Here is an 11,789-nt window from a genome sequence, read left to right on the forward strand (position 1 = left end):
CAGCATTCCGCTCCTGCCCCGAGTGAGGCGTCGAATTATTGAATGAGACATAGATGTCTCATCGGGTGTATGGTCGTCTCATGTCAGTCGATCGCACCCAGGTGCTCCACGCAGCCGCGGCCCTGCTCTCCCGCAAGGCGACCGCCACGATGGACGAGGTCGCCCGGTCCGCCGGGATCGGCCGGGCCACGCTGCACCGGCACTTCGCCGGGCGGGACGCGCTCGTGCGGGCGCTCGAGGAGCACGGGCTGCAGGAGATCGAGGCCGCGCTCGAACGGGCCGAGCCCGAGGCGGGGTCCGCCGACGAGGCGGTGCGCCGGATCGTGGCCGAGGTCGAGCACCTCGCCCCGCTGCTGTCCTTCCTCGTCACCGAGAACCAGCTCTTCGAGGGCGACCAGCAGAACGAGGGCTGGGCCCGCATCGACGCCCGCGTCTCGGCGCTCTTCCGGCGCGGCCAGGAGGACGGCGTCTTCCGGATCGACCTGACCCCCGCCTGGCTCACCGAGGCCTTCTACGGGCTCATCGGTTCCGGCGCCTGGGCCGTACAGGACGGCCGGGTCGCCGCCAAGGACTTCCAGTACATGATCGTCGAGCTGCTGCTCGGCGGAGCGCGCAGGAGCGTGGAGAAGTGACCACCAGCACCCTCAACACCACGGGCCATACCGAGGGCGTGCGCCGCCCCGGCCGGTGGCTCGCCCTCTCCGTCCTCGTCCTGGCCGTCCTGCTCGTGGCGGTCGACGCCACGGTGCTGGGCCTCGCCACCCCCTTCCTCTCCGAGGACCTGAAGCCCTCGGGCACCCAGCTGCTCTGGATCGGCGACGTCTACTCCTTCGTCATCGCCGGACTCCTGGTCTCCATGGGCAGCCTCGGCGACCGCATCGGCCGCAAGAAGCTGCTCCTGATCGGCGCCACCGCCTTCGGCGCCGTCTCCGTGCTGAACGCCTACGCGACCAGCCCCGAGATGATGATCGTGGCGCGCGCCCTGCTCGGCGTCGCCGGCGCGACCCTGATGCCGTCCACGCTGGCGCTCATCCGGAACCTCTTCCACGACCCGCGCGAGCGCAGCCTCGCCATCGGCATCTGGGGTGCCATGGCGTCGGCGGGCGCCGCCGTCGGACCGGTCGTCGGAGGCTTCCTCCTGGAGCACTTCTGGTGGGGCTCGGTCTTCCTGATCAACCTGCCCGTGATGGCCGTCCTGGTCGTCGTCGGCATCAAACTGATCCCGGAGTCCAGGAACCCGAACCCGGGTCCCTGGGACCTGCCGAGCGTCGGACTCTCCCTGATCGGCCTGATCGGGATCGTATACGCGATCAAGGAACTCGCCTCGCACGGCCGCTCCGCCGACGCGGGCCTCGCCGCCCTCCTCGGAGCGGGCGCCCTGACCTGGTTCGTCCGCCGGCAGCTGACCCTGCCCGCGCCGCTCCTGGACATGCGGCTCTTCCGCCACCGCGGCTTCTCGGGCGCGGTGCTCGCCGACCTGCTGACCATCCTGGGCCTCTCCGGCCTGGTCTTCTTCCTGTCCCAGTTCTTCCAGCTGGTGCAGGGCAGGCAGCCGCTGGAGGCCGGACTCGCCGAACTCCCGGCGGCGGTCGGCGCGGTCACGGCCGGTCTGATCGCGGGCGTCGTGGCCCGGCGCTTCTCCGTGCGGTCCGTGGTCGCCGGCGGTCTCGCGGCGGTCGGCCTCTCCCTGGCCGTCCTGACCACGCTCGACCAGCACACCGGCTACCCGCTGCTGGGCGCCGCGCTCCTCGTGGTCGGCGTGGGCGCCGGGTTCGCCTTCACCGTCACCGCGGACGTGATCCTCTCCAGCGTCCCGAAGGACCAGGCCGGCTCGGCCTCCGCCGTCTCCGAGACCGCGTACGAACTGGGCGCCGCGCTCGGCATCGCCGTCCTCGGGTCGATCGTGACCGGCGTCTACCGGGGCTTCGCCACCCCGGCCGACGTCCCCTCCGATGTCGCGTCCGCCGCCCACGAGTCCCTCGGCGGCGCGGTCGAGGCCTCCGGCGCCCTCGCCCCGGACACGGCGACCGCGCTGGTGTCCGCCGCCCAGGAGGCCTTCGTCGACGGTCTGCGGATCGCGGCCGGCGTCGGCGCCGCGGTCCTCCTCGCGACGGCGGTCGCGGCCTGGTTCCTGCTCAGGGGCCAGAAGCTGGAGGACGGCGTCGAGCACTGACGCTCCCGCACAGGGGCGTGCCCCGTACAGCCGGGCTGTACGGGGCACGCCCCTGCCGTCACGGTCGCGGCGTCACGCCGCCTTCGCCTTGGTGGCGTACATGTCCACGTACTCCTGGCCCGAGAGCCGCATGACCTCGGCCATCACCGAGTCGGTCACGGCCCGCAGCACGTAGCGGTCGCGGTCCATCCCGTCGTAGCGGGAGAACTCCATCGCCTCGCCGAAGCGGACCGTCACCCGGCCCGGACGCGGGATGCCCGCGCCGCCCGGCTGGATCTTGTCGGTGCCGATCATGGCGAAGGGGATCACCGGGGCGCCGGTCATCAGCGTCAAACGCGCGATGCCCGTACGGCCGCGGTACAGCCGGCCGTCGGGGGAGCGGGTGCCCTCCGGGTAGATCGAGAAGATCTTGCCCTCCTCCAGCACCCGGCGGCCGGTCATCAGGGCCGCCACGCCGCCGCGGCCGCCGTCCCGGTCCACCGGGATCATGCCCACGCTGGTGAAGAACCAGGCCATCGCGCGGCCCTTGAGGCCCTTGCCCGTCACGTACTCGTCCTTGCCGATGAAGAAGACCGGGCGGTCCAGGCAGATCGGCATGATCATCGAGTCGATGAAGGTCAGGTGGTTGCCCGCGAGGATGACGGGACCGGTCCCCGGGATGTTCTCGGCGCCCTCCACGCGGGGGCGGAACATCAGGCGCATGACCGGCCCGAGCACTGCCTTGATGATCGCGAGACGGGACAACGGTTCCTCCGGTGGGATGCGGGTCAGTCGAGCTGACGGTGCAGCTGGCGACGATACTCGCGGGTCACGTCCGTGCGCACATCGGGTTCACCGACCGGATACGCAGTGTTGACGTGTGTTTCCGCCATGTTCGGCGTAGGTCTGCCGCGCGGTGGGCCCCGGTGCCTAGCGTCGGGGGCACCCGTCGACAGGTGCGGGACATGACACAGGAGGACACCACATGACCCAGGGCGAACGCCGGATCCCGGCGCGGCGCACGGTTCTCGGAGCGGCGGGCGCCACGGTCCTCGGCGCCTCCACGGCCCTCACCGGCGGCGCGGCGCAGGCGGCGCCGGACACCGCCGGGGCCGCGTCCGCCGCGGCGGGCCGGGACCGCGGCTACCGCTCCCTCCCCGTCCCCACCGTCATCGCCCACCGCGGCGCCAGCGGCTACCGGCCCGAGCACACCCTGGGCTCCTACCGCCACGCCCTGGACCTCGGCGCCCATGTGATCGAACAGGACCTCGTCCCCACCAGGGACGGGCACCTGGTCTGCCGCCACGAGAACGACATCACCGGCACCACCGACGTCGCCGACCACCCCGAGTTCGCGTCCCGCAGGACCACCAAGAGCGTCGACGGCGTCGCCCTCACCGGCTGGTTCACCGAGGACTTCACGCTCGCCGAGCTGAAGACCCTCCGGGCCGAGGAGCGCATCCCGGCCGTCCGCCAGGAGAACACCCTGTACGACGGCCGCTGGACGATCCCCACCTTCGAGGAGGTGCTGCGCTGGGCCGAGGAGGAGGGCCGCCGCCGGGGCCGCCGGATCTGGCTCCACGTCGAGACCAAGCACCCCACCTACTTCCGCTCCCTCGGCCTCGGCCTCGAAGAGCGCCTCGCCCGGCTGCTGCGCCGGTACGGCCGCGACCGCGCCGACTCCCCGGTCTTCCTCCAGTCCTTCGAGCCGACCAGCGTCCGGCGGCTCGCCGAGCTGGTCGACCCGCCCGGTGTCGTCCTGCTCTCCGGCCCCACGAGCCGCCCCTGGGACTTCGTCGAGGCGGGGGACCCGCGCACCGTCGCCGACCTGGTCACCCCCGAGGGCCTGCGCTGGATCGCCTCGTACGCCAAGGGCATCGGCCCCTCGCTCGACCTGGTGATCCCGAAGGACGCGAGCGGCCGCCTCGGCGACCCGACCACCCTGGTCCGCGACGCGCACCGGGCCGGCCTGATCCTCCACCCGTACACCCACCGCAACGAGAACTCCTTCCTGCCCGTGGAGTTCCGCAGGGGAACCGACCCGGCGGCCTACGGGGACTCCTTCGGGGCGCTGCGGCGGTACCTGGCCACCGGGATCGACGGCATCTTCTCCGACAACCCGGACACGGCCCTGCTGGGCGCGGCGGACCTCACCGGCCGCGACTGAGCGGCCCGAGCGGCGCGCGGGTCCGCCGACCGGACCCGCACACCGCCCTCCCGGGTGGTTTGGCGCCCGAAGCGCAACCAAGCCCGCGTGCCCCGGCATGGTCCGGTGCATGACCACCCCCGTGACCACTCCCGCACCCACCCGGACCGGCCTCCCGACGCCCGCCCGGGACTCCGCCGCCGCCCGGGACTCCGCCCCCGCCGGGCACCCGGACACCGCCCCCGGACTCCTCGCCGCCCTCGCCCCGCTGCTCGCCGCCGAGTCGGACGCCGAGGCACCGGCCGCCGGCATCGAGGCCGGCGACCTGGAGCAGGCCGTCTGGCTCCGCCTCCTGGAGCGGCTCCGCGACACCGGAGCCGCCCCCGAGCGTCCCGCCGAATGGCTGCGCCGCGCCGTCCGGGCCGAGGCCCGCCGCGCCCGCAGGACCGGCGACCGCGAACGCCCCTACCGCGACGAACCCGGCCGCGAAACCGGCGCGGGGGAGCCCGAGGGGTCCCCCGAGCACGCGCTGATGGCCGCCGAGGGCCGCCGCTCGCTGCGGGACGCCGTCACCCGGACCCCCGGCCGCTGCCCCCGGGTGCTGGCGGCGATGCTCGATCCCGAGGACCCCACGTACCGCGAAATCGCAGGAGAGTTGGGTATCTCACAGGGCAGTCTGGGGCCGATGCGTTCCCGTTGCCTGGGATGCCTGCGCAGAATGCTGGCGGCAGAGGTTCCCGCCCCCGGCCGAAGGGGAAGGGTGCGGTAAACCGATGATCGACAGATGAGCGGGAGGCGTGCACACATGGGCCTGAGTGTGACCATCTCAGCGGCGGACGCGGCGGACGCGGAGCACATCCTGAAGCTGCAGTACCTCTGCTACCAGAGCGAGGCGGAGCTCTACGGGGACTGGTCCATCGAGCCGCTCACCCAGTCGCTCGACGCCCTGCGCGCCGAACTGGCCGAGGGGCACGGCCTGGTGGCGCGGCTGGGCGACGAGGTCGTCGCCTCCGTGCGGGCCAGGATCGACGAGGACGGCACCGTACGGATCGCCAAGCTCATCGTGCACCCCCGGATGCAGCGGCACGGCCTCGGCGGCCGCCTCCTCGACGGCATCGAGCGCCACTTCGCCGGGACGGACGGGGCCGTCCTCCGCGAGGCCCCGTCGCCCAAGCGCTTCCAGCTCTTCACCGGCCACCGCAGCGAGGGCAATCTGCGCCTCTACCGCAGCAAGGGCTACGCGCAGGTCGCCACCCGGGAGCTCGGCCCGAAGCTCACCCTGGTGACCCTGGAGAAGACGGCGGCCTGACTCAGCCGGCCGTCGCGGCGCGCGACCGGCGCAGCCACCAGATGCCGCTCAGCGGCAGCAGGACCGGGATGAACAGGTAGCCGTAGCCGTAGTCCGACCAGACCGTCGCGTCCGGGAAGGCGGACGGCTCGACCAGCGTCCAGGTCCCGACGACGAGTACGCCCGCGAGCTCGGCGGCGCAGCACACCAGCGCCGCCCTGCGGGCCTTCTCCCCGCCCCGTACCAGCGTGTACGTGATGAAGGCGTAGACGACCGCGGCCACCGCCGACAGCGTGTACGCGAGCGGCGCCCGGTCGAACTCGGTGGCGATCTGGTAGATCGAGCGCGAGACCGCGCCGACCGACATGACGCCGTAGAGCCACACCAGCAGGATGCCGGGACCGGAGACGAGCCGCGCCCGCGCGCCCACCGCCGCCTTCCGCTGCGTCTCGGTCATGGTCAGCCCACCGTCCAGATGTCGTAGAGACGCACTTCCAGCACGGCCAGGACGACCGCGCCCGCGGCCACCGTGGCCGAACCCCACCGGCTGCGCTCCGCCAGCGACATGAAGCCGGCGATGGGCACCGCGCACAGCGCCCCGAGCAGATAGGCGACGAAGATCGTCGCGCCCTCCTCGGCCTTCTCGCCGCGCGCCAGCTGCACGATCCCGACGACCAGCTGGACCAGGACGAGGAACGTCACCACGGCCATGCCGATGAAGTGCCAGTCCTTGGTCGACTGGTCGCGGAAGGCGGCGAAGCCGCACCAGGCGGCGAGGGCGAGCGCGGCCACGGAGACCGCGACCGTCAGGGCGTCAAGCATGCGCCCGAGGGTATTACGGTGCGCGCCCCTCCCCGCGCCCGCCCCCCGAGCCGTCGCCCGGCACCCCGCGCGGACCGTGGCCTTGGCCACACCGGGGCGCCCGCGAGGACTCCGGCGCACCCCGCGCGCACCCCGCCGGAGGGCGCCCGTCCCCGCAGGCCGCACGGGCAGAACGGGCGGAACGAGCACCTCCGCGGTGTCCGCATGGCGTCTCAATGGCGTCCGCTATTCGGACAGCCCCCTTTCGTTCGCACCTGCGCATGCTTTACTTGCAGACATGACCACGACGAGCAGCCGCACCCTTGCGACCGAGGCGACCATGACGCCCGGTGCTCGTTGTATGTGTCGAATGTGCGCCATCTGAGGGCCCCCGCCCGCGTCCCGCGCCCCGAAGCGGGACCGACGGCCGTGCCGTGCCACCCGCCTCGCGGCGGTGGACCGCGCCCGCCCCGCGCACCCGCCGACCCCCGGCCACCCGCCGGAACCGGCCTCCGTGCGCCTGACTGTCCGAAGACGAATGCCCCGTGCACGACGGACCCCGCGTCGCGCACTCGACAGTGACGGAAACCCCCTGTGATCACCACTTCGGGCCTGACCAAGGTCTACGAGTCGCGCGGCCGCCAGGTCACCGCTCTGGACGGTGTCGACCTCCACGTCCGCGAGGGCGAGGTGTTCGGCGTGATCGGCCAGAGCGGCGCCGGCAAGTCCTCGCTCATCCGCTGCGTGAACCTCCTGGAGCGCCCCACCTCCGGCACCGTGACCGTCGACGGCGTGGACCTCACCGCCCTCGCGGGCAGGGGCCGCCGCGCGGGCAGGGACCTGCGCCGGGCGCGCAGCAGCATCGGCATGGTCTTCCAGCACTTCAACCTGCTGTCCTCCCGCACGGTGAAGGACAACATCGAGCTCCCCCTGGAGATCCTCGGCGTCTCCGGAGCCGAGCGCTCCCGCCGCGCCCTGGAACTCCTCGACCTGGTCGGCCTCGCCGACAAGGCCAAGTCCTACCCGGGCCAGCTCTCCGGCGGCCAGAAGCAGCGCGTCGGCATCGCCCGCGCCCTCGCCGGCGAGCCCAAGGTCCTCCTCTCCGACGAGGCCACCAGCGCCCTCGACCCGGAGACCACCCGCTCCATCCTCCAGCTGCTGCGCGACCTCAACCGGCAGCTCGGTCTGACCGTCCTCCTCATCACACACGAGATGGACGTCGTGAAGACGATCTGCGACTCGGCCGCGCTGATGCAGAAGGGGCGGATCGTCGAGTCCGGCACCGTGAGCGAGCTGCTCGCCACCCCCGGCTCCCAGCTGGCCGCCGAGCTCTTCCCGGTCAGCGGCGCCCACACCGGCCCCGACCGCACGGTCGTCGACGTCACCTTCCACGGCGACGCCGCGAACCAGCCGGTGATCTCGCAGCTCTCCCGCACGTACAACATCGACATCTCGATCCTCGGGGCGGCGATGGACACCGTCGGCGGCAGGCAGATCGGCCGGATGCGGATCGAACTCCCCGGCCGGTACGAGGAGAACGTCGTCCCCGTCGGCTTCCTGCGCGAGCAGGGCCTCCAGGTCGAGGTCGTCGAGGAGACGCCCACCGAAGAAACGGTTGTCCAGGACGCGGCCACCCTGCTCGTGAAGGAAGGTGCCAAGTGACCTGGTCCGAGATGCAGCCGCTGCTGGAGCAGGGCACCGTCGACACCCTCTACATGGTCCTGTGGGCCACCGTCGTCACCGTCCTCGGCGGCCTCCCGCTCGGCATCCTCCTCGTCCTCACGGACAAGGGCGGACTGCTGCAGAACCTGCCGGTCAACAAGGTCGTCGGTGCGATCGTGAACATCGGGCGTTCGCTGCCGTTCATCATCCTGCTGATCGCCCTGATCCCCTTCACCACCCTCGTCGTCGGCACCTTCATCGGCCCCACCGCGATGATCGTCCCGCTCGCGATCGGCGCCATCCCCTTCTTCGCGCGCCTCGTCGAGACCTCCATCCGCGAGGTCGACCACGGGCTCGTCGAAGCCGTCCAGGCCATGGGCGGCGGCATCCCCACCATCGTCCGCAAGGTGCTGCTCCCGCAGGCCCTGCCGTCGCTGATCTCGGGCGTCACCACCACGGTCATCGTCCTCATCGGCTACTCGGCGATGGCCGGCGCGGTCGGCGGCGAGGGCCTCGGCTCCAAGGCCGTCACCTATGGATACCAGCGCTTCGACACCACGTTCATGCTGGTCACCGTCGTCGTCCTGGTCCTGATCGTGACCGTCGTCCAGCTCATCGGCGACGGAGTCGTACGACTCCTCGCCCGCCGGGGCCGCACCGCGTAACCGCCCCCGGCCACCCCAGACTTCGTCCCCTCGAAGAACACGGCCCGGACTTGTTGTCCAGGCGACCACCGCACCACCGGAAAGAGGCACTCTTCGTGCGTAAGAACATCAAGCTCACCGCCGGTATCGCCACCGCCGCCGCCCTGGCCCTCGGCATCAGCGCCTGCGGCACCTCCTCGGACCCGTCCTCCTCCAAGGACGCGGCAGGCGCCGCCGACAAGCCGCTCGTCGTCGCCGCGTCCCCGACGCCGCACGCCGACATCCTCAACTACGTCAAGGACCACCTGGCCGAGAAGGCCGGCCTGAAGCTGGAGGTGAAGGAGTTCACGGACTACGTCCTGCCGAACACCGCCACCCAGTCCGGCCAGGTCGACGCCAACTTCTTCCAGCACAAGCCGTACCTCGACGACTTCAACAAGAAGAACAAGACCACCATCGTCCCGGTGGTCAACGTGCACCTGGAGCCGCTGGGCCTCTACTCCAAGAGCCTCACGTCGGTGAAGGACATCAAGGCCGGCCAGACCGTCGCGGTCCCCAACGACACCACCAACGGCGGCCGCGCGCTCCAGCTGCTCGCCGAGAACGGCCTGATCACCCTCAAGCCCGGTGTCGGCACCAACGCCAAGATCTCCGACATCACCGACAAGAAGGGCCTGGAGTTCAAGGAGCTGGAGGCCGCCACCGTGCCCCGCGCCCTGAACGACGTGGACGCCGCCGTCATCAACGGCAACTACGCCATCGAGGCCAAGCTCTCCCCGGCCAAGGACGCCCTCGTCCTGGAGAAGGCGGACGGCAACCCGTACGCCAACTTCCTCGCCGTCAAGGAGGGCAACGAGAAGGACGCCCGCGTGCAGAAGCTCGCCAAGCTCCTCAACTCGCCCGAGGTGAAGAAGTACATCGAGGACACCTACAAGGGCTCGGTCATCCCGGCCTTCGGCGCCGCCCAGTAGGCTCCGGCGTCCGAGGGGCCGTCAGAACGGCACCCCCGTACAGTCCTTGAGCAGAAGGCCCCCGCACCCCGTCCGGTGCGGGGGCCTTCGCCACACCCCCCACCCGACACCGACCCGGCCATGCGCACCGGCGGCCGCATGCTGCATGCTGTGCGTTCACGGTCGATTCGGACGGTCCACGGCATGGAGCTGCGCATGACTACCACCTTTCCGGACATCTCCATCAACACGGACCGGTTGGTGCTGCGCGCGCTGGAGGAGGCGGACGCCCCCGCCCTCGCCGAGATGATGAACGACGAACTCGTCGGCGCCTGGACCGCGGTGCCCCAGCCCTACACCGAGGCCGCCGCCCGCCGCTGGATCACCGAGCACGCCCCCTCCGAACGCGCCGCGGGCCGGGGCATCGACCTCGCCGTCACCGAGTTCCTCACCCAGCGCCTGGTCGGCATCGTCCAGCTGGCCAAGACGGACTGGAAGGTCCGCTCCACCGAGATCTCCTACATCGTCGCCCCCTGGGCCCGCGGCGAGGGATACGCCTCCGAAGCCGCCCTCGCCACCGCCCAGTGGCTGTTCGGCGACCAGAAGTTCGAGCGCATCGAGCTGCGCACCGCCGCCGACAACACCGCCTCCCAGCAGGTCGCCCAGAAGATCGGCTGCATCAGCGAGGGCGTCCTGCGCAACGCGTGCATAGCCCGCACCCGCACCGAGGACGGCGGCTGGACCGAACTGCGCACCGACTACATCGTCTGGGGCCTCCTCCCGGAGGACCTCGACGGTGTCGCCGACCAGATGGCCGAGGCCGGATACTCCTCGTACACCGACTGGAGCTGACTCCCGCGCCCCCACCCGGGGTACGCTCGGCACGCCCCCGACCTGCGACGACACCAGGAGACGACGAATGGCCGACCGCGTCACGGTGATCGGCTGGGACGGTTCGCCCCTCACCGACGCGGCCCGGTCCGCGCTCTCCGCCGCCACCCTGGTGGCAGGGGCGGCCCACCACCTGGCGCTGCCCGAGATCCCGCCCGGCGCCGAGCGCATCCGCCTCGGCAGCGTCGACCTCGCCGCCCGCCGCATCGCCGGCCACCGGGGCACCGCCGTCGTCCTGGCCGACGGCGACCCCGGCTTCTTCGGCGTCGTCCGCACCCTGCGGGCCCCCGAGCACGGCCTGGAGGTCGAGGTCGTCCCCGCCGTCTCCTCCGTCGCCGCCGCCTTCGCCCGCGCCGGGATGCCCTGGGAGGACGCCCGGATCGTCGTCGCCCACCAGCGCACCCTGCGGCGCGCCGTCAACGTCTGCCGCGCCCACCCCAAGGTCGCCGTCCTCACCTCGCCCGGCGCCGGACCCGCCGAACTGGCCCTGCTGCTCGACGGCGTGCACCGCACCTTCGTCGTCTGCGAGGAGCTCGGCACCTCCCGCGAACAGGTCTCCGTCCTCACCTCCGACAAGGCCGCCGACCACAGCTGGCGCGACCCGAACGTGGTCCTCGTCATCGGCGGCACCTCGGGCGGAGCCCCCTCCGCCCCCTGGCTGATGGGCCTGGACGCGGCGGCGCCCGCGGTCCGCGGCTGGGGCCTGCCCGCCGAGGAGTACGACCCCGCCGCGGACGGCACACCGGCCCGGGCGGGCGAGGACCCCTCCCTGCGCGCCGCCCAGCTCGCCCGCCTCGGCCCCCGCACCGGCGACCTCGTCTGGGACATCGGCTGCGCGGGCGGCGCCTTCGCCGTCGAGGCCGCCCGCTTCGGCGCCGCCGTCATCGCCGTGGACGTCGACGCGACCGCCTGCGCCCGCACCGAGCAGGCCGCCCGCCGCCACGGCGTACGCCTCCAGACGGTGCGCGGCCGGGCCCCGCACGTCCTGGAGACCCTTCCCGAACCCGACGTCGTCCGCATCGCGGCCGGCGGCGCCGCCCTGGTCACCGCCTGCACCGACCGCCGTCCCGAACGGATCGTGGCCCACGCCTCCACCCGGGACGAGGCCGAGGCGATCGGCGCCGCACTCGCCGACGGCGGCTACACCGTGGAGAGCCTCCTCCTCCAGACCGTCGGACTCGATCCGCACGACTGGTCGGAACGCGAGCGCTCGGTCGTCTTCCTGCTCTCCGGACGCAGGACCGACGCCCCCTGA

General features: G+C 72.3%; 13 protein-coding genes. 10 read left to right on the forward strand and 3 right to left on the reverse strand.

Features of this window, described 5'->3' with window-relative positions:
- Positions 1-80 precede the first annotated feature (80 nt).
- Together ACY0MR_RS29335 and ACY0MR_RS29340 are read left to right on the forward strand one after the other, a co-directional pair.
- Entirely contained in the window at positions 81-632 is a 552-nt protein-coding gene (locus ACY0MR_RS29335; RefSeq protein WP_388804718.1) for a TetR/AcrR family transcriptional regulator, read from the forward strand.
- Positions 629-2,173 carry an MFS transporter gene (locus ACY0MR_RS29340; protein ID WP_473556271.1) on the forward strand — a complete coding sequence of 515 codons (1,545 nt, stop codon included), beginning with the start codon at positions 629-631 and terminating at the stop codon, positions 2,171-2,173. The genes ACY0MR_RS29335 and ACY0MR_RS29340 overlap by 4 nt, the downstream gene beginning before the upstream one ends.
- A 72-nt stretch (positions 2,174-2,245) precedes the next feature.
- On the opposite strand, the gene ACY0MR_RS29345 is transcribed toward ACY0MR_RS29340, so the two are convergent.
- The gene (locus tag ACY0MR_RS29345; RefSeq protein WP_388806525.1) at positions 2,246-2,917 is read right to left on the reverse strand and encodes a lysophospholipid acyltransferase family protein; all 672 of its coding nucleotides are present in this window, start codon (positions 2,915-2,917) and stop codon (positions 2,246-2,248) included.
- A gap of 220 nt (positions 2,918-3,137) precedes the next feature.
- On the opposite strand from ACY0MR_RS29345, the gene ACY0MR_RS29350 reads away from it, so the two are divergent.
- The 3 genes from ACY0MR_RS29350 (at position 3,138) to ACY0MR_RS29360 (ending at position 5,607) form a co-directional block, all read left to right on the forward strand.
- Entirely contained in the window at positions 3,138-4,319 is a 1,182-nt protein-coding gene (locus ACY0MR_RS29350; protein WP_473556273.1) for a glycerophosphodiester phosphodiesterase, read from the forward strand.
- A gap of 109 nt (positions 4,320-4,428) precedes the next feature.
- Positions 4,429-5,067 (forward strand): sigma-70 family RNA polymerase sigma factor, encoded by a 639-nt coding sequence (locus ACY0MR_RS29355; protein ID WP_473556275.1) that lies wholly within the window; start codon positions 4,429-4,431, stop codon positions 5,065-5,067.
- A gap of 36 nt (positions 5,068-5,103) precedes the next feature.
- Positions 5,104-5,607, forward strand: a complete 504-nt coding sequence (locus tag ACY0MR_RS29360; RefSeq protein WP_388806519.1) for a GNAT family N-acetyltransferase — start codon at positions 5,104-5,106, stop codon at positions 5,605-5,607.
- Between the two features lies 1 nt (position 5,608).
- Here ACY0MR_RS29360 and ACY0MR_RS29365 read toward each other — a convergent pair whose 3' ends face one another.
- Together ACY0MR_RS29365 and ACY0MR_RS29370 are read right to left on the reverse strand one after the other, a co-directional pair.
- Entirely contained in the window at positions 5,609-6,043 is a 435-nt protein-coding gene (locus tag ACY0MR_RS29365) for a hypothetical protein (RefSeq protein WP_388806517.1), read from the reverse strand.
- Between the two features lie 2 nt (positions 6,044-6,045).
- Positions 6,046-6,408, reverse strand: a complete 363-nt coding sequence (locus ACY0MR_RS29370; RefSeq protein WP_209493878.1) for a hypothetical protein — start codon at positions 6,406-6,408, stop codon at positions 6,046-6,048.
- A gap of 573 nt (positions 6,409-6,981) precedes the next feature.
- On the opposite strand from ACY0MR_RS29370, the gene ACY0MR_RS29375 reads away from it, so the two are divergent.
- The 5 genes from ACY0MR_RS29375 (at position 6,982) to cbiE (ending at position 11,789) form a co-directional block, all read left to right on the forward strand.
- Entirely contained in the window at positions 6,982-8,049 is a 1,068-nt protein-coding gene (locus tag ACY0MR_RS29375; protein WP_388806514.1) for a methionine ABC transporter ATP-binding protein, read from the forward strand.
- Positions 8,046-8,714 (forward strand): methionine ABC transporter permease, encoded by a 669-nt coding sequence (locus ACY0MR_RS29380; protein ID WP_266889786.1) that lies wholly within the window; start codon positions 8,046-8,048, stop codon positions 8,712-8,714. The genes ACY0MR_RS29375 and ACY0MR_RS29380 overlap by 4 nt, the downstream gene beginning before the upstream one ends.
- Positions 8,715-8,809: 95 nt before the next feature.
- Entirely contained in the window at positions 8,810-9,664 is an 855-nt protein-coding gene (locus ACY0MR_RS29385) for a MetQ/NlpA family ABC transporter substrate-binding protein (RefSeq protein WP_473556279.1), read from the forward strand.
- Between the two features lie 195 nt (positions 9,665-9,859).
- Positions 9,860-10,495, forward strand: a complete 636-nt coding sequence (locus tag ACY0MR_RS29390; RefSeq protein ID WP_404084372.1) for a GNAT family N-acetyltransferase — start codon at positions 9,860-9,862, stop codon at positions 10,493-10,495.
- Positions 10,496-10,562: 67 nt separating this feature from the next.
- Complete coding sequence (gene cbiE / locus ACY0MR_RS29395) at positions 10,563-11,789, forward strand: precorrin-6y C5,15-methyltransferase (decarboxylating) subunit CbiE (RefSeq protein ID WP_388806509.1); 1,227 nt, start codon at positions 10,563-10,565, stop codon at positions 11,787-11,789.

It is taken from the genome of Streptomyces sp. JN8 (assembly GCF_055808075.1).

Excerpts from the sequence above, each read along its gene's own strand:
- ACY0MR_RS29335 (WP_388804718.1), top strand. The coding sequence starts at position 81 with ATGTCAGTCGATCGCACCCAGGTGCTCCACGCAGCCGCGGCCCTGCTC.
- ACY0MR_RS29350 (WP_473556273.1), top strand. The coding sequence starts at position 3,138 with ATGACCCAGGGCGAACGCCGGATCCCGGCGCGGCGCACGGTTCTCGGA.
- ACY0MR_RS29355 (WP_473556275.1), top strand. The coding sequence starts at position 4,429 with ATGACCACCCCCGTGACCACTCCCGCACCCACCCGGACCGGCCTCCCG.
- ACY0MR_RS29360 (WP_388806519.1), top strand. The coding sequence starts at position 5,104 with ATGGGCCTGAGTGTGACCATCTCAGCGGCGGACGCGGCGGACGCGGAG.
- ACY0MR_RS29365 (WP_388806517.1), bottom strand. The coding sequence starts at position 6,043 with ATGACCGAGACGCAGCGGAAGGCGGCGGTGGGCGCGCGGGCGCGGCTC.
- ACY0MR_RS29370 (WP_209493878.1), bottom strand. The coding sequence starts at position 6,408 with ATGCTTGACGCCCTGACGGTCGCGGTCTCCGTGGCCGCGCTCGCCCTC.
- ACY0MR_RS29390 (WP_404084372.1), top strand. The coding sequence starts at position 9,860 with ATGACTACCACCTTTCCGGACATCTCCATCAACACGGACCGGTTGGTG.
- cbiE (WP_388806509.1), top strand. The coding sequence starts at position 10,563 with ATGGCCGACCGCGTCACGGTGATCGGCTGGGACGGTTCGCCCCTCACC.